The 17,873-nt window shown below is 71.3% G+C and carries 13 protein-coding genes and 1 pseudogene; all 14 read left to right on the top strand.

Annotation, left to right across the window (positions count from 1 at the left end):
* Positions 1–105: 105 nt before the first annotated feature.
* Entirely contained in the window at positions 106–2,727 is a 2,622-nt protein-coding gene (locus AC07DW_RS03005; RefSeq protein WP_478855851.1) for a valine--tRNA ligase, read from the top strand.
* Between the two features lie 95 nt (positions 2,728–2,822).
* Complete coding sequence (folC, locus tag AC07DW_RS03000; RefSeq protein ID WP_478855850.1) at positions 2,823–4,331, top strand: bifunctional tetrahydrofolate synthase/dihydrofolate synthase; 1,509 nt, start codon at positions 2,823–2,825, stop codon at positions 4,329–4,331.
* A gap of 8 nt (positions 4,332–4,339) precedes the next feature.
* Complete coding sequence (locus AC07DW_RS02995; protein WP_478855849.1) at positions 4,340–4,675, top strand: DUF4233 domain-containing protein; 336 nt, start codon at positions 4,340–4,342, stop codon at positions 4,673–4,675.
* Between the two features lie 122 nt (positions 4,676–4,797).
* Positions 4,798–5,211, top strand: coding sequence for a nucleoside-diphosphate kinase (ndk, locus tag AC07DW_RS02990; protein ID WP_478855848.1), 414 nt, complete (start codon positions 4,798–4,800; stop codon positions 5,209–5,211).
* Positions 5,212–5,474: 263 nt separating this feature from the next.
* Positions 5,475–6,494, top strand: coding sequence for a rod shape-determining protein (locus AC07DW_RS02985; protein ID WP_344355825.1), 1,020 nt, complete (start codon positions 5,475–5,477; stop codon positions 6,492–6,494).
* A 144-nt stretch (positions 6,495–6,638) separates the two neighbouring features.
* On the top strand, positions 6,639–7,586 hold the full coding sequence (mreC, locus tag AC07DW_RS02980) for a rod shape-determining protein MreC (protein ID WP_478855847.1): 948 nt from the start codon (positions 6,639–6,641) through the stop codon (positions 7,584–7,586).
* A gap of 2 nt (positions 7,587–7,588) precedes the next feature.
* Entirely contained in the window at positions 7,589–8,254 is a 666-nt protein-coding gene (gene mreD / locus AC07DW_RS02975; protein WP_478855846.1) for a rod shape-determining protein MreD, read from the top strand.
* A 19-nt stretch (positions 8,255–8,273) separates the two neighbouring features.
* The gene (mrdA, locus tag AC07DW_RS02970) at positions 8,274–10,460 is read left to right on the top strand and encodes a penicillin-binding protein 2 (protein WP_478855845.1); all 2,187 of its coding nucleotides are present in this window, start codon (positions 8,274–8,276) and stop codon (positions 10,458–10,460) included.
* Positions 10,461–10,465: 5 nt separating this feature from the next.
* Positions 10,466–11,665 carry a rod shape-determining protein RodA gene (gene rodA / locus AC07DW_RS02965; protein WP_478855844.1) on the top strand — a complete coding sequence of 400 codons (1,200 nt, stop codon included), beginning with the start codon at positions 10,466–10,468 and terminating at the stop codon, positions 11,663–11,665.
* A 38-nt stretch (positions 11,666–11,703) separates the two neighbouring features.
* The gene (locus AC07DW_RS02960; RefSeq protein WP_478855843.1) at positions 11,704–13,212 is read left to right on the top strand and encodes a CYTH and CHAD domain-containing protein; all 1,509 of its coding nucleotides are present in this window, start codon (positions 11,704–11,706) and stop codon (positions 13,210–13,212) included.
* 91 nt (positions 13,213–13,303) lie between these two features.
* Positions 13,304–15,229: a TIGR03960 family B12-binding radical SAM protein gene (locus tag AC07DW_RS02955; RefSeq protein WP_478855842.1), complete on the top strand. Its 1,926-nt coding sequence runs from the start codon at positions 13,304–13,306 to the stop codon at positions 15,227–15,229.
* Positions 15,230–15,299: 70 nt separating this feature from the next.
* Positions 15,300–16,274 carry a hypothetical protein gene (locus AC07DW_RS02950; protein ID WP_478855841.1) on the top strand — a complete coding sequence of 325 codons (975 nt, stop codon included), beginning with the start codon at positions 15,300–15,302 and terminating at the stop codon, positions 16,272–16,274.
* Between the two features lie 123 nt (positions 16,275–16,397).
* Positions 16,398–17,180 (top strand): TIGR03936 family radical SAM-associated protein, encoded by a 783-nt coding sequence (locus AC07DW_RS02945; protein WP_478855840.1) that lies wholly within the window; start codon positions 16,398–16,400, stop codon positions 17,178–17,180.
* Between the two features lie 183 nt (positions 17,181–17,363).
* Positions 17,364–17,873 (top strand): annotated as a pseudogene (locus AC07DW_RS02940) (hypothetical protein); the annotation flags it as partial.

Below are 17,873 nucleotides of genomic sequence, written 5' to 3'. Positions count from 1 at the left end.
CTCACATCCTGACCGAAAGCCCTGCCGGGCGGGGCGGCGGGGGTCACACCGTTACCGAACATTCCCGTTTCAGTACGGGCCTGTGACACCTCTAAACTGTGGCCCGTGACCGAGAACACTCAGCAGCCGCCAGCATCCGTCCCCGAACTGCCGACCCAGTACGCGCCGGCCGAGGTAGAGGGGAAGCTGTACGAGCGCTGGGTGGAGCGCGGTTACTTCACGGCCGACGCGAAGAGCGAGAAGCCCCCGTACACCATCGTCATCCCACCGCCGAACGTCACCGGCAGCCTCCACCTGGGCCACGCCTTCCAGCACACGCTGATGGACGCCCTCACCCGCCGCAAGCGGATGCAGGGCCACGAGGCGCTGTGGCTGCCCGGCATGGACCACGCCGGCATCGCCACCCAGAACAAGGTCGAGCAGCAGCTCGCCGAGGAGGGCAAGTCCCGCCACGACCTGGGGCGCGAGGAGTTCGTCGAGCGCGTCTGGCAGTGGAAGGAGGAGTACGGCGGCAAGATCCTCGGTCAGATGCGCCGCCTCGGCGACGGCGTCGACTGGTCGCGCGAGCGGTTCACCATGGACGAGGGCCTGTCCAAGGCCGTCCAGACCATCTTCAAGCGGCTGTACGACGACGAGCTCATCTACCGCGCCGAGCGCATCATCAACTGGTGCCCGCGCTGCCTGACCGCCATCTCGGACATCGAGGTGGAGTACCAGGAGGACGACGGCGAGCTCGTCTCCATCCGGTACGGCGAGGGCGACGAGACGCTCGTCGTCGCCACGACCCGCGCCGAGACGATGCTCGGTGACACCGCGGTCGCCGTCCACCCGGACGACGAGCGCTACCGGCACCTCGTCGGCAAGCGCATCAAGCTGCCGCTGACCGACCGCACCATCCCGGTCGTCGCCGACACGCACGTCGACCCCGAGTTCGGCACCGGCGCCGTCAAGGTGACCCCCGCGCACGACCCGAACGACTTCGCCATCGGCCGGCGCCACGGCCTGGAGTCCATGACCATCATGGACGAGCGCGGCGTCATCACCGTCCACGGTCCCTTCCAGGGCCTGGACCGCTTCGAGGCGCGCAGCGCCGTCGTCCGCGCGCTGCGCTCGCAGGGCCGGATCGTCGCCGAGAAGCGCCCGTACGTCCACTCCGTCGGCCACTGCTCGCGCTGCAAGACCACCATCGAGCCGCGCCTGTCGATGCAGTGGTGGGTCAAGGTCGGCCCGCTCGCCCGGGCGGCCGGTGACGCGGTCCGCGACGGCCGGGTGAAGATCCACCCCGAGGACATGTCGAAGCGGTACTTCGACTGGGTCGACAACATGCACGACTGGTGCATCTCGCGCCAGCTGTGGTGGGGCCACCGCATCCCCGTCTGGTACGGCCCGGACGGCGAGGTCGTCTGCGTCGGACCGGACGACGAGCCGCCCACCGGCGAGGGCTGGACCCAGGACACCGACGTCCTGGACACCTGGTTCTCCTCCGGCCTGTGGCCGTTCTCCACGCTCGGCTGGCCGGAGCGGACGCCGGACCTGGAGAAGTTCTACTCCACCGACGTCCTCCTCACCGGCCACGACATCATCTTCTTCTGGGTCGCCCGGATGATGATGTTCGGCCTGTACGCGATGGACGGCGAGGTCCCGTTCAAGACCATCGCGCTGACCGGTCTCGTCCGTGACGAGCGCGGCAAGAAGATGTCCAAGTCGTTCGGCAACGTCGTCGACCCGCTGGACTGGATGGACGCCTACGGCTCCGACGCCGTCCGCTTCACCCTGGCCCGTGGCGCCAACCCCGGCACCGACGTGCCGATCGGCGAGGACTGGGTCCAGGCGTCCCGCAACTTCGCCAACAAGATCTGGAACGCCACCCGCTTCGCGCTGATGAACGGCGCGACGGTGGACGGCCCGCTGCCGGAGCCGTCGCAGATGTCGGCGACCGACCGGTGGATCCTCTCGCGCCTGGGCGCCACGGTCGCCGAGGTCGACGCGTTCTACGAGGACTTCCAGTTCGCGAAGCTCTCCGACGCCCTCTACCACTTCGCGTGGGACGAGGTCTTCGACTGGTACGTCGAGCTGTCGAAGACCACGTTCTTCGGCGGCGGCGAGCCCGCCAAGGTCTCGGCCCGCGTCCTGGGCGAGGTCCTCGATGTGACGCTGCGGCTGCTCCACCCGGTCGTCCCGTTCGTCACCGAGACGCTGTGGACCTCGCTCACCGGCAAGGAGTCCCTGGTCATCGCCGACTGGCCGGCCGACTCGGGCTTCCGCGACGAGGCCGCCGAGAAGGAGATCGAGCTCGTCCAGCGGGTCGTCACCGAGGTCCGCCGCTTCCGCTCCGACCAGGGCCTCCAGCCCGGCCAGAAGGTCCCGGCCCGTCTGGACCTCACCGGCACGGCGCTCGCGCCGCACGAGGCCGCCATCCGCCAGCTGCTGCGCCTCCAGCCGGAGGGCGAGGGCTTCCACGCCACCGCCTCCCTGCCCGTCGCGGGCGCCACCGTCGCGCTCGACCTGTCGGGCACCATCGACGTGGCGGCGGAGCGCAAGCGCCTCACCAAGGACCTGGCGGCGGCCGAGAAGGAGCGCCGGCAGGCGGAGGCCAAGCTCGGCAACGAGGCGTTCCTCGCCAAGGCGCCCGACCAGGTCGTCGACAAGATCCGTACGCGCCTGGCCAAGGCCGACGAGGACATCGCCCGCATCGAGAACCAGCTGGCGAACCTCCCCGAGGCGTGACCCGTACGGCGGGGGCGCGGGGGGCACACGCCCCGCACTCCCGCCGTCGCGGCACCGGTCCCGGTGTTGTCGGCGGGGCTCCGTAGACTGGCCCCGTGAGTGAGCAGCCCCCGTCCAGCGACAGCGACGACTTCGACGACATCGTGGAAGCCGAGACCCACCGAGATCCCGACCTGGCGGTGATCGAGGCCGGCAGCCGTACGCTGCGCACCCAGGCCGGTCCGCCCGACGCCGCCGAGGCGGTGCCCTCGCGGCCCGCCGACCCGGAGGTCGACCAGGCGCTGCGGGTGGTGGAGCAGGAGCTGGCCACCCGCTGGGGCGAGACCAAGCTGGAGCCGTCGGTGTCGCGGATCGCGGCGCTGATGGACGTGCTGGGCGAGCCGCAGCGCGCGTACCCGTCGATCCACATCACCGGGACCAACGGCAAGACGTCCACCGCCCGGATGATCGAGGCGCTGCTGGGCGCGTTCGACCTGCGCACCGGGCGGTACACCTCGCCGCACGTGCAGTCGATCACCGAGCGGATCAGCCTGGATGGTGCTCCGATCAGCCACGAGCGGTTCATCGAGACGTACCGGGACATCAAGCCGTACGTCGAGATGGTCGACGGCTCGCAGGAGTACCGGCTGTCCTTCTTCGAGGTCCTCACCGGTATGGCGTACGCCGCGTTCGCCGACGCACCCGTGGACGTGGCGGTCGTCGAGGTCGGCATGGGCGGCAGCTGGGACGCGACAAACGTGATCGACGGCGACGTCGCCGTCGTCACCCCCATCGACCTGGACCACACGGACCGGCTGGGTTCGACGCCCGCGGAGATCGCCGGCGAGAAGTCGGGGATCATCAAGCAGGGCGCCACCGTCGTCCTGGCGCAGCAGCCGGTGGACGCGGCGCAGGTGATGCTGAAGAAGGCCGTCGAGGTGGACGCGACGGTGGCCCGCGAGGGCATGGAGTTCGGCGTCGTCTCCCGTGAGGTCGCGGTCGGCGGGCAGCTGCTCACCCTGCGCGGGCTCGGCGGCGAGTACGAGGAGATCTTCCTGCCGCTGTACGGCGCGCACCAGGCGCACAACGCGGCGGTGGCGCTGGCGGCGGTCGAGGCGTTCTTCGGCGTGGGCGCCCAGGAGGCGCGGACGCTGGACCTCGACCGGATCCGCGGGGCGTTCGCCTCCGTGCTCTCGCCGGGCCGCCTGGAGGTGGTGCGGCGCAGCCCGACCGTGGTGCTGGATGCCGCGCACAACCCGGCGGGCGCGCGGGCCACGGCCGAGGGCATCAGCGAGGCGTTCGGCTTCTCCCGGCTGGTCGGTGTCGTCGGCACGAGCGGTGACAAGGACGTCCGGGGCCTGCTGGAGGCGTTCGAGCCGATCTTCGCGGAGGTCGTCGTCACTCAGAACTCCAGCCACCGCGCGATGGACGCGGACGAGCTGGCCGCGATCGCCGTCGAGGTCTTCGGCGACGAGCGGGTGGTGGTCGAGCCGCGGCTGGACGACGCGCTGGAGGCGGCGATCACCCTGGCGGAGGAGGAGTCCGAGTTTGCGGGGGCGGGCGTCCTCGTGACGGGTTCGGTGATCACGGTCGGCGAGGCCCGGCTGCTGCTCGGGAAGGGCTGAGGTCTCTGATGCGTACGCTCTGTGCTTCCACGCTGATCGGCGAGTTCTTCGTGATCGGCTTCGCCGGCCTGGTGGCCATGAAGGACGACAGCCTGTCCATGGGCACCGTCTGGACGGTGTGCGGCGTCCTCATGGTCCTGAGCGTGCTGCTCTGCGGCATGATCACCCGGCCGGGCGGGACACAGCTCGGATGGGCGCTCCAGGTGGCGCTGATCCTGAGCGGTTTCGTCGTGCCGGTGATGTTCTTCCTGGGCGCGGTGTTCGCGGGGCTGTGGTGGGCGTCGGTCCACTTCGGCCGCAGGATCGACGAGGCCAAGGCCAAGTGGGCGGCCCAGGCCCCCTGACGCCCACCCCGCCAGGGGCGGTGGCGTACCGCCGTGGAACCCGGGACCCCGTGCCGGGCCGGGCCGCCGTCCCTGTAGCCTCGGCTCACCGCACATGTATGCCTGCAAGGAGCCGTACACACATGACCCAGCGCACGCTCGTCCTCCTCAAGCCCGACGCCGTACGCCGCGGCCTGATCGGCGAGATCATCGGCCGCATCGAGCGCAAGGCGGGATGGGCCATCACCGCGCTGGAGCTGCGCCACCTGGACCAGGAGACGCTGGAGCAGCACTACGGCGAGCACAAGGGCAAGCCGTTCTACGAGCCGCTGGTGGGGTTCATGTCGTCCGGGCCGGTCGTCGCGCTGGTGGTCGAGGGCGAGCGGGTCATCGAGGGTGTACGCCGACTGGCGGGACCGACCGACCCGATTGCCGCGGCACCCGGGTCCATCCGTGGTGATTTCGGCACCATCGTCCGGGAGAACCTGATCCATGCCTCGGACTCCGAGGAGTCCGCCATTCGGGAACTGAAGATTTTCTTCCCCGGCATTTCCTGAGCCGCTGTCAGCCATACAGCGCTCATGACCTGGGGCGACCGAAGGAATTTCGGTCGCCCTTCGGCATATGAACGTGCCGACCGGGAACGCATCGCTCCGTCACATCGTCACCTATACAGAGGCGGGCCACCGCGCCGTGTCCGCGCAGGCGGGACTACGATGTGAATCTCCTCGCCACACCACCCACCTCGCCGACCTGAGAAGCCGTCAACGCTCTAATTGGGAAGGCCCGACGCATCCTCATGGGAAACAAGGGGAACTCAATGTCGTTCATCGGCCGTGACATGGCTGTCGACCTCGGGACCGCCAACACGCTGGTGTACGTGAGGGGTCGCGGCATCGTCCTCAACGAGCCGTCCGTCGTCGCGATCAACACCAACACCGGCGGCATCCTGGCGGTCGGCGCCGAAGCGAAGAAGATGATCGGCCGGACGCCCGGCAACATCGTGGCCGTCCGCCCGCTGAAGGACGGCGTGATCGCCGACTTCGAGATCACGGAGCGCATGCTCCGCTACTTCATCCTCAAGATCCACAAGCGCCGCTACCTCGCCCGCCCGCGGGTCGTCGTCTGTGTGCCCTCGGGCATCACCGGCGTCGAGCGCCGCGCCGTCATCGAGGCGTCCACGCAGGCGGGCGCCCGCCAGGTGCACATCATCGAAGAGCCCATGGCCGCCGCCATCGGCTCCGGCCTCCCGGTCCACGAGGCCACCGGCAACATGGTCGTCGACATCGGTGGCGGCACCACCGAGGTCGCCGTCATCTCGCTCGGCGGCATCGTCACGGCACAGTCCATCCGGGTGGCCGGTGACGAACTGGACAACGCCATCATCCAGCACGTCAAGAAGGAGTACAGCCTCCTGCTCGGCGAGCGGACCGCCGAGCAGATCAAGATCACCATCGGCTCGGCGTACGACCTCGAGACCGACGAGCACACCGAGATCCGCGGCCGGGACCTGGTCTCCGGGCTCCCCAAGACGGTCGTCATCTCGGCCGCCGAGGTCCGCAAGGCCATCGAGGAGCCGGTCAACGCGATCGTCGACGCCGTGAAGACCACCCTCGACAAGTGCCCGCCGGAACTGTCCGGCGACGTCATGGACCGCGGCATCGTCCTCACCGGCGGCGGCGCCCTGCTGCGGGGCCTCGACGAGCGGCTGCGCCGGGAGACCGGCATGCCGATCCACATCGCCGAGGACCCGCTGGACTCGGTGGCGCTCGGCTCCGGCAAGTGCGTCGAGGAGTTCGAGGCGCTCCAGCAGGTGCTGGACGCCCAGCCGCGCAGGTAGCGGAGCCCACGAGTCAGCCGTACGGGTGCTGTCGGACCCGTACGGCTGCTCGTTGAGCCGGTTGCTCCGGTTGGTATAACGGCACATACATTTCCTACGAGCATTTCCTGCGAGATTCCTACGAGGAAGGCACGGCCGCCCCACGTGAGGGACACACGAGAGAGCCGGCTGCTCCTGGTGCTGCTGGTCGCCATCGCGTTCGCGCTGATCACGGTGGACATCCGCGGCGGCGAGGAGTCACCCGTCGACGGCGCCCGGCGGGCAGCCGCCACGGTCTTCGGCCCCGTCGAGAACAGCGTCGCGTCCGCCGTCAACCCGGTCGGCAACGCCATCGCCGCCGTACGGGACTCGGGCGAACGCCACGACCGCATCGCCGAGCTGGAGCGGCAGAACGCCGCGCTCAGGGCCAAGCTCGGCAGCGACGACCGCAACCGCAGCCGCGTGCGCGAACTCGACAACCTGCTGAAGAAGGCCGGCGCCGGCCAGTACGGCATCAAGGCGGCGGAGGTCATCGCCATAGGAGCCGCCCAGGGCTTCTCCTGGACGGTCACCATCGACGCCGGATCCGACGACGGCATCAAGCGGGACATGACCGTCATCAACGGGGACGGGCTCGTCGGCCGCGTCACCACCGTCGGCCCCGGCACCTCCACGGTCCTCCTCGCCAGCGACCCCGACTTCACCGTCGGCACCCGTATGGAGCGCTCCGACGAGCTGGGCTTCGCCACCGGCCAGGGCGACCGCCCGCTGTCCGTGCAGCTCCTCAACGGCAAGGCCAAGGTCAAGCCGGGCGACCGGCTCGTCACCTTCGGCTCGCGGGCCGACAGACCGTTCGTGCCCGGCGTCCCGGTCGGCGAGGTCATCCGCGTCGACCCGTCCACCGGCAACCTCACCCGCAACATCTTCGTGCGCCCGTACGTCGGCTTCAGCAAGCTCGACGTCGTCGGCGTCGTCGTCCAGGCCCCGCGCACCGACCCCCGCGACACCGTGCTGCCGCCCAAGCCCACACCCGAGCCGACCGTCACGGTCACGGTGACCCCGTCCCCGGCCGCGCCCAGCGGGGCCCCGAGCGGGCAGCCGGAGGGGGAGTGACCATGCGCTTCAACCGGATCCTGCTCTCCACGACGCTCGTCGTCGTCGCCCTCGTCGTCCAGGTGTCGATCCTGGCGCGCCTCCAGCTCCCCGGCGCCGTCCCCGACCTGCTCCTGCTCGTCGTCGTCGGCCTCTCCCTGGTCTACGGGCACGTCAGCGGCGCCCTGATCGGCTTCGGCGCCGGGCTCCTCGTGGACCTCGCCCCGCCCGCCGACCACGCCGCCGGGCGGTACGCCCTGGTGCTGTGCGTCATCGGCTACCTGGTGGGCCTCGCCAAGCCCGGGAACGGCCAGCTGCGCTCCGCCACCGGCCCCATGGTCATGGTGGTCGTCGCGGCCGCCGGCTCGACCCTGCTGTACGCGGGCGTCGGCGCCCTCGTCGGCGACACCGCGGCACGCCACGTCGGCCTGGTCTCCCTGCTGGCCACCGCCGTCGTCTACGACCTGCTGCTCGCGCCCTTCACCGTCCCGCTGATCATGGCGCTCGCCAGACGCGCCGAGAACGACCCCCTCGCCGAGTCCCCCGGCACCGGCGCCGACGTCGCCTCGGGCTTCATGGCGAACGGCACCGGCCTCAGGATCGGCGAGCAGCGCGGCGTACTGCGCATGAGGGCCGCCCGCAACCGGGCGGCGCGAGCCGGACGCATCAAGGGCGTCAAGCGACTGTGACCCAGGGGGCAACCGCGTCATGAGCAACATCCCCGAGACCGGGCGGACCCCCCGGGTCCAGATCCGGCTCATCGTCATCCAGGTCCTGGTCTTCTCCCTGCTCCTCACCCTCGGCGGCCGCCTCTGGTACCTCCAGATCCGGCAGGGCAAGGAGTACACCGACGAGGCGAAGAACAACCACGTCCAGCAGGTCGTCCAGCCCGCCGTGCGCGGCGCCATCCTCGACGCCCGCGGCGTCCCGCTCGCCGACAACGAGACCCGCCTCGTGGTCTCCGCGTCCCGCACCGAGCTGCTGAAGATGAAGGACGACGGCAAGGGCGTCCTCACCCGGCTGGCCGGGGTCCTGGGCATGAAGCCCAAGGAGGTCATGGACAAGATCCGCCTCTGCGACTCCAAGACCCCGCAGCCCTGCTGGAACGGCTCGCCCTTCCAGCCGATCCCCGTCACCGACGAGGCCACCACCCAGCAGGCCCTCCAGATCCGCGAGCGCGCCGAGGACTTCCCCGGCATCACCGCCGAACCCACCGCCGTACGCCGCTACACCGCGCCCGGCGGCGCCCGCACCGCCCAGGTCCTCGGCTACCTCTCACCCGTCACCGACGAGGAGATCGAGAAGGCCAAGGACTCCGACTCGCCGTTCCTCCGCTCCGACATGGTCGGCCGCTCCGGCCTGGAGCGCACGTACGACAAGGCGCTGCGCGGCAAGGCCGGGGTCACCCGCTACGAGGTCGACAACCTGGGCCGGGTCCTCGGCGAGGCGGAGAGCGACCCCGGCCGGCCCGGCTCCACGGTCGTCACCAGCATCGACGCCCGGGTCCAGGCCGTCGCCGAGTACGAACTGCACCAGGCGATGAAGACCGTCCGCAAGGAGACCGACCGGATCACCGGCCGCCCGTACGAGGCCGACTCCGGCGCCGTCGTCGTCATGGAGTCCAAGACCGGCCGCGTCGTCGCGATGGCCTCGCAGCCCGACTACGACCCCAACGCCTGGGTCGGCGGCATCTCCGGCAAGGAGTACGCCAAGCTCACCGGCAAGAACTCCAACTACCCGCTGCTCAACCGGGCCATCCAGGGCCAGGCACCGGCCGGCTCCATCTTCAAGGTGGTCTCGGCGAGCGCCGCCGTGCGGGCCGGCTACCCCTTCGACGGCAGCTACAACTGCAGCAGCTCCTACAGCCTCGGCAGCCGCAGCTTCGCCAACTTCGAGTCCAAGGGCCACGGCCCCATCTCACTCGGCGAGGCACTGAAGTTCTCCTGCAACACCGTCTTCTACGCCCTCGGCCACAAGGAGTGGCAGCGCGACGGCGGCCTCAAGCCCAAGAAGAACGCCCACGACTGGTTCTACCGGACCGCCCGCGAGTTCGGCCTCGGCTCGGAGACCGGCATCGACCTGCCGAACGAGGTCAAGGGCCGGATCCCCGACCGCCGGTGGAAGCAGACGTTCTGGGAGGCCAACAAGGACGCCTGGTGCAAGCAGGGCAAGAAGGGCGGCAGCTACGTCGAGCAGATCGCCTACGAGAGCTGCCTGGAGGGCAACCAGCTCAAGGCCTTCGACAGCATCAACTACGCCATCGGCCAGGGCGACGTCCTGGTCACCCCCATCCAGATGGCCACCGCCTACGCCGCCATCAGCAACGGCGGCACCCTCTTCAAGCCCACCATCGGCAAGGCCGTGATCAGCCCCGACGGCAAGAAGGTCGAGGAGATCAAGCCCCGGGCGGGTGGCCGGCTGCCGGTCGACGCCGAGACCATCAGCAACCTGGACAAGGGCCTGCGCTCCGTCGTCGAACCCGGCGGCACCGCCGCCTGGCGGTTCGGCGGCTGGCCGCAGGACAAGATCCCCATGCGGGCCAAGACCGGCACCGCCCAGGTCTACGGCAAGCAGACCACCTCCTGGTTCGCGACGTACACCGACGACTTCACCGTCGTCATGACGATCTCCCAGGGTGGTACGGGCTCCGGCGCCTCCGGCCCCGCCGTGCGCAACATCTACGACGCCCTCTACGGTCTCGACGACGCCGGCAACCAGGACCTCAAGCGCGCCCTGCTGCCCAGGCCGCAGGCCGCCCTGCCCAAGGTCCAGCCGGACGGCTCCATCGAGGCTCCGCCCGTCACGCCGTACGACCCCGAAGCCCAGAAGGTCGACCCGGGCGAGGGCGACGGGGAGCAGCAGCTCGCGGGTCCGCCCCCGCACCGGAGGGACTGACCACGATGGCCGGAACCAACAACTTCTCCGTCGCCCGCTACGCGCCCGACCGCGGCGTCTGGGGCAGGCTCACCGCCCGCGACTCGATGGTGCGCAGGCTCGACTGGCCGCTGCTGTTCGCCGCGATCGCGCTGTCCTTCATCGGCTCGCTGCTGGTGTGGTCGGCGACCCGGAACCGCACCGAACTCACCGAGGGCGACCCGTACGCCTTCCTCTTCCGCCACGTCCTCAACGCCGGAATCGGCATCGTCCTGATGATCGGCACCGTCTGGCTCGGCCACCGCACCCTGCGGGGCGCGGTGCCGGTCCTGTACGGACTGTCGGTGGTGCTCGTCCTGCTCGTCCTCACCCCGCTCGGCGCCACCATCAACGGCGCCCACGCCTGGATCGTCATCGGCGGCGGCTTCTCCCTCCAGCCGTCCGAGTTCGTCAAGATCACGATCATCCTGGGCATGGCGATGCTGCTGGCCGCCAAGGTCGACGCGGGAGACCAGCTCCACCCCGACCACCGCACGGTCGCCAAGTCCCTCGGCCTCGCCGTCCTGCCGATGGCCATCGTCATGCTGATGCCCGACCTGGGGTCGGTGATGGTGATGGTCGTCATCGTGCTGGGCGTGCTGCTCGCCTCCGGCGCCTCCAACCGATGGATCTTCGGGCTGATCGGCGCGGGCGTCATCGGCGCGGTGCTCGTCGCCGCGCTCGGCGTCCTCGACCAGTACCAGATCAACCGGTTCGCCGCCTTCGCCAACCCCGAGCTCGACCCGGCCGGCGCCGGCTACAACACCAACCAGGCACGCATCGCCGTCGGATCCGGCGGCCTGTACGGGGCGGGGCTGTTCAACGGCCACCAGACCACCGGTCAGTTCGTCCCCGAGCAGCAGACCGACTTCATCTTCACGGTCGCCGGCGAGGAGCTCGGCTTCATCGGCGGAGTCACGATCATCGCGCTCCTCGGCGTCGTCCTGTGGCGCGCCTGCCGGATCGCCCGCGAGACGACCGAGCTGTACGGCACGATCGTCGCCGCCGGGATCATCGCCTGGTTCGCCTTCCAGTCCTTCGAGAACATCGGCATGACTCTCGGCATCATGCCGGTCGCCGGCCTGCCGCTGCCGTTCGTGTCGTACGGCGGATCGTCGATGTTCGCGGTCTGGGTGGCGATCGGGCTGCTCCAGTCGATCAGGGTGCAACGACCGCTCACCGCGTAGACCGCATGAACGTCGCTCCCGTGGGCACTTGAATGCGAATGAGGGCGGACACGAAGCGCGAGATCGAGCGGAAGTACGAGGCGGACCCCGACACCCGGCTCCCGGACCTCACCGGAGTACGCGGCGTCGCGGCGGTCCTGGACCAGGGCGTCGTCGAGCTGGACGCCGTCTACTACGACACCGAGGACCTCCGCCTCGCCGCGGCGTCCCTCACCCTGCGCCGCCGCACCGGCGGCGACGACGCGGGCTGGCACCTGAAACTGCCGGTCGCCCCCGGCGTGCGGGACGAAGTGCGCGCCCCGCTGGAGGACGACGTACCCGGCTCCCTGGCCGGCCTGGTCCGTGCCCGGACCCGCGGCGCCCCGCTCGTCCCGCTGGTGCGGCTCCGGTCCCGCCGCGAGGTGCGCCACCTCGTCGACGGCGACGGCACCCTCCTCGCCGAGGCCGGCACCGACACGGTCAGCGCCGAGCGCCTCTCCGGCGGGGACGGCGGCACCGCCGAGTGGACCGAGATCGAGGTGGAGCTCGCCGACGACGGCGACCCCGCCTTCCTCGACGCCGTCGACAAACGGCTCCGCAAGAAGGGCCTCAAGCCCTCCCGGGCGGCGTCCAAACTCGCCAGGGCGCTCCAGGCCACCGGCACCCCGCCCCCACCGGCCCCCGCGAAGGACGGCACCGCCGGCGGCCGCATCCTCGCCCACCTGCGCGAACAGGCCGACCAACTGGCCACCTACGACGCCGCCGTACGCCGCGACCTGCCCGACTCCGTGCACAGCATGCGGGTCGCCACCCGCCGCCTGCGCAGCGCTTTCCGCACGTACCGGAAGGTCCTCGACCCGGCCGCCACCGGGCCCGTCGCCGACGAGCTGAAGTGGCTGGCCCGGGAGCTCGGCGTCGACCGCGACCAGGAGGTCCTCACCGAGCGGCTCACTGCCCGCGTGGACGGGCTGCCCGTCACCCTGCTCCTCGGCCCCGTCCGGGGCCGGCTGCGCGCCTGGGCCGGCGCCGGCCGCGCCGCGGCGCGCGAACGCACCCTCGCCGTCCTCGACAGCGACCGCTACACCGCCCTGCTGGACTCGCTGGCCGCCCTCCTCGCCGACCCGCCGCTGCGGCCCGCCGCCCGGAAGGACGCGGGCCCGGTGCTGGCCCGCGCGCTCGTGAAGGACCACGAGCGGCTTGCCGTCCGCGTCGACCGCGCGCTCGCCCTCCCGGCCGGCCACGACCGCGACGTCGCCCTGCACGAGGCCCGCAAGGCCGCCAAGCGGGTCCGGTACGCCGCCGAGACGGCCGTACCGGTGCTGGGCGGGCCCGCGCGGCGGTTCGGCAAGCGGGTGAAGGCCGTGCAGAAGGTCCTCGGCGACCACCAGGACAGCGTCGTCGCCCGCGACACCCTGCGCGACCTCGCCGTCCAGGCCCACCTGTCCGGCGAGACCGCCTTCACCTGGGGCCTGCTGTACGGCCAGGAGGAGGCATGTGGGGCCCAGCGCGAACAGGAGCTGCCCGAGGTGTGGGCGAGGGCCTCGCGGCCGGGCAGGCTGCGGGCCTGACCGTACCGGCGTTCCGTGATCGCCGTCGGGAGGGTGACTCCGAGCGGGTTACGCTTGAGAGTCGCCCTGCCAGCTCACGAAGGTTCGCCAGATGCCTGCCGAGTCCGTCTTCCCTCAGCTCGAAGCTCTGCTTCCGCATGTGCAGAAGCCGATCCAGTACGTCGGCGGTGAACTCAACTCCACGGTCAAGGAGTGGGACGACTGCGACGTGCGCTGGGCGCTCATGTACCCGGACGCCTACGAGGTCGGGCTGCCCAACCAGGGCGTCATGATCCTCTACGAGGTACTGAACGAGCGCGAGGGCGTGCTCGCCGAGCGCACGTACAGCGTGTGGCCCGACCTCGAAGCGCTGATGCGCGAGCACCGGGTGCCGCAGTTCACCGTGGACAGCCACCGGCCGGTCAAGGCGTTCGACGTGTTCGGCCTAAGCTTCTCCACCGAGCTCGGCTACACCAACATGCTCACCGCCCTCGACCTCGCGGGCATCCCGCTGGAGTCGAAGGACCGCACGCTCGACGACCCGATCGTCCTCGCGGGCGGCCACGCGGCCTTCAACCCCGAGCCGATCGCCGACTTCATCGACGCCGCGATCATCGGTGACGGCGAGCAGGCCGTGCTCGACATGACCTCGATCATCCGCGCCTGGAAGGCGGAGGGCCGCCCCGGCGGCCGCGAGGAGGTCCTCCTCCGCCTCGCGAAGACCGGCTCCGTGTACATCCCGGCGTTCTACGACGTCGAGTACCTCCCCGACGGCCGCATCGGCCGCGTCGTACCGAACAGGTCCGGCGTCCCGTGGCGGGTGTCCAAGCACACCGTCATGGACCTCGACGAGTGGCCGTACCCGAAGCAGCCGCTCGTCCCGCTCGCCGAGACCGTGCACGAGCGGATGTCCGTCGAGATCTTCCGCGGCTGCACCCGCGGCTGCCGTTTCTGCCAGGCCGGCATGATCACGCGCCCCGTGCGGGAGCGAAGCATCACCGGCATCGGCGAGATGGTCGAGAAGGGTCTCAAGGCGACCGGCTTCGAGGAGGTGGGCCTGCTGTCGCTGTCCTCCGCCGACCACTCCGAGATCGGTGACATCGCCAAGGGCCTCGCCGACCGGTACGAGGAGGACAAGGTCGGCCTGTCGCTGCCGTCCACCCGCGTGGACGCCTTCAACGTCGACCTGGCCAACGAGCTGACCAGGAACGGCCGCCGGTCCGGCCTGACCTTCGCCCCCGAGGGCGGATCCGAGCGCATGCGCAAGGTCATCAACAAGATGGTCTCGGAGGAGGACCTGATCCGCACGGTCGCCACCGCGTACGGCAACGGCTGGCGCCAGGTGAAGCTGTACTTCATGTGCGGCCTGCCCACCGAGACCGACGACGACGTCCTTCAGATCGCCGACATGGCGATGAGCGTCATCCAGAAGGGCCGCGAGGTCTCCGGGCAGAACGACATCCGCTGCACGGTCTCCATCGGCGGCTTCGTGCCCAAGCCGCACACCCCCTTCCAGTGGGCGCCGCAGCTGTCCGCCGAGGACACCGACGCCCGCCTGGAGAAGCTCCGCGACAAGATCCGCGGCGACAAGAAGTACGGCCGCTCCATCGGCTTCCGCTACCACGACGGCAAGCCCGGCATCGTCGAGGGCCTCCTCTCGCGCGGCGACCGCCGCGTGGGCGCCGTCATCCGCGCCGTCTACGAGGACGGCGGCCGCTTCGACGGCTGGCGCGAGCACTTCTCCTACGACCGCTGGATGGCGTGCGCCGAGAAGACGCTGCCCTCCTTCGGCGTGGACGTCGACTGGTACACCACCCGCGAGCGCACCTACGAGGAGGTCCTGCCCTGGGACCACCTGGACTCCGGTCTCGACAAGGACTGGCTCTGGGAGGACTGGCAGGACGCCCTCGACGAGACCGAGGTCGAGGACTGCCGCTGGACGCCGTGCTTCGACTGCGGTGTCTGCCCGCAGATGGACACGGCCATACAAATTGGCCCCACCGGCAAGAAGCTGCTTCCGCTGACCGTCGTCAAGTAGCCGCGTAACGTCCGCGCAACGGCCCGGCCCGGGAAGAACCCCAGGCCGGGCCGCTTGCGTCCTGTCGGGCATGGACGTGGAGAAGCGTGAACCCGAGGGGTGCCTGACGGCGGCCATCAGGATCCCGGTGCGGATCGTGGTGCTGCTCGTCGTCCTGCCCGTGCGTGTGGTGTGGGACGCCCTGGCCGTGTGCGGCCGGGCACTCGACCGGGTCGTGCTGAGGCCGCTCGGCCGGATGCTGTACCTGCTGCTGGTCGTCCCCGTGGTGTGGCTGTACGCGCACGTCCTCGCGCCGTTCGCGCGGGGGCTGGCGTGGCTGGCGGGGGCGCTGGTGACGTACGGGCTGGTGAAGCCGGCCGGATGGCTGTACCGGTGGGTCCTCGCCCCGCTCGGGCGCGCCCTGCTGTGGCTGGCGGACACGCTGGTGGTGGTACCGGCGCGGTGGCTGTACCGGTGGGCGCTCGTCCCGCTGGGGCGGGCGCTGCTGTGGCTGGCGAAGGCGCTGATCGTGTGGCCCTGGGTGGCGCTGTGGCGGTACGTCGTCGTGCCCGTGGTGCGGTACGGGATCGTCGTCCCGCTGGTGTGGCTGTACCGGTGGGTCCTCGACCCGTCCGCGCGGTGGCTGTACCGCTGGGTGCTCTCCCCGGTGGGGTGGACGTTCGTCATGGCCTGGCGGGGCGCCGGGTACGTCTCGCGGGCCCTGGGGCGCGCGCTGAAGTGGCTGGGCCGGAACCTGGTGGGCCGGCCGCTGGTCTGGTGCTACCGGAACGTGTGCGCCCCGGTCGGGCACGCCCTGCGCGACCACCTGTGGCGGCCGGTCCGCGACGCGGCAGTCACGGCGGGGCGCGCCACCCGGGTGGCGCTCGCCTCGGCCGCCGAAACGGTGCGCCGGGCCCGCCGGGACGCGTGGCGGGCGCTGGTCGGCGGACCGGCGGTGGGACGGGCCGGGGAACCGGCAGGTGCTCCGGCGCGTAGTCTGGGTAGTACAACGACTGCGCCCGGCGTGGCGCCCGCACCCGAGATCTCCCTGCGCAAGCGGGGGTGAGCCGGGCGGGACCCCCGGGAGCCGCCCGAATTTCGTGGGCGGAGCGCCACCGCGCCCGCCCCGCACCGAGGAGAAGAACCACTGGGCAAGCGACAGCCCGAAGGCCCGCCGCCCGCACCGGCAGTGCAGCGCGTTCGTCTGCGCTACACCAAGCGCGGCCGCCTCCGGTTCACCAGCCACCGCGACTTCCAGCGCGCCTTCGAGCGCGCGCTGCGCCGCGCCGAGGTGCCCATGGCGTACTCGGCCGGCTTCACACCGCACCCCAAGGTCTCGTACGCCAATGCCGCCCCCACCGGCACGGGCTCCGAGGCCGAGTTCCTGGAGATCGCGCTCACCGAGCGGCGCGACCCGGAGAAGCTGCGCGAACTGCTCGACGAGTCGTTGCCGGACGGACTCGACATCACCGACGCCGTCGAGGCACGTACGCCGGGTCTCGCCGACCGGCTGACCGCCTCCGTCTGGGAGCTGCGCCTGGAAGGGGTGGCGGCCGAGGACGCCGAGCGCGCCGTCGCCGCCTTCCTCGCCGCCGACGCCGTCGAGGTGCAGCGCAGGACGAAGAACGGGATGCGCACCTTCGACGCGCGGGCCGCCGTGGCAGGACTGGAGGCCACTCCCGCGCCGTCCGATAGGCCGGGGCAGGGGCCCTGTGCGATACTGCGGCTGGTTGTTCGGCACGTGACACCTGCCGTGCGACCCGACGACGTCCTGTCCGGTCTCCGAGCTGTGGCCGACCTGGCGCCGCCGGTCCCCGCAGCGGTGACCAGGCTGGCGCAGGGGCTCTTCGACGAGGAGTCCGGCACGGTGACCGACCCGCTCGCGCCCGACCGCGAGGCAGTCACGGCCGCCCCACAAAAGGCCGCCGGACCCGCCGCCGCCCCGGAGCCGACAGGTGCAGGTTCCGCGTAGGGCTGTCGTCATAGCGCGGCCCTGGCACTCGGGAGCCACCTGGGTCGGGCCGCGTACACCCACAGGAGACTTTCGCCAGGCCGTGCGTACAACGCGTACGGAACCGGCGAGCCAGACATAACAGCTCCCGTGCGGCGCCGCGCCAGACGCGGCGCCCGGGAGCGTGACGGGAGAACCGCCCGCATGCTCGAGCCGAACGAAACCGGCGCCACCGCCGGTAACCACAACGAGGACAACGCCTCTCCCAGCGACACGCTGCCGCCGCGCCGCCGTCGCCGCGCCGCGTCGCGCCCCGCCGGACCGCCGGTGACGGCGGCCGCCGGGGACGCCCCGGCCGGTGAGGTCGTCGTCGGGGCGCCCGCGGCCGAGGTGGCCGATGTGGCCTCCCTCGCCGAGGCGTCCGGCGAGGCCGCCGAGGCCGCTCCGGCGCGTCCGCGCCGCCGCGCCACGCGCAAGGCGACCGCCCCGGCGGGTGCCCCGCAGGTGGCGGAGGCTCCGGTCGAGGAGCCGCAGGCCGCCGCGCCCGTCGCCGCCCCCGCCGTCGAGGCCCCGGTCGCCGAGGCGGCTCCGGCCCGTACGCGTCGCCGCGCCACCCGTAAGGCGACCGCCCCGGCGGGTGCCCCGCAGGTGGCGGAGGCTCCGGTCGAGGAGCCGCAGGCCGCCGCGCCCGTCGCCGCCCCCGCCGTCGAGGCC

This window comes from Streptomyces sp. NPDC045701 (genome assembly GCF_056432045.1).
Note: the sequence above shows the minus strand (reverse complement) of the source record. Positions and strands in the feature narration are given on the sequence as shown.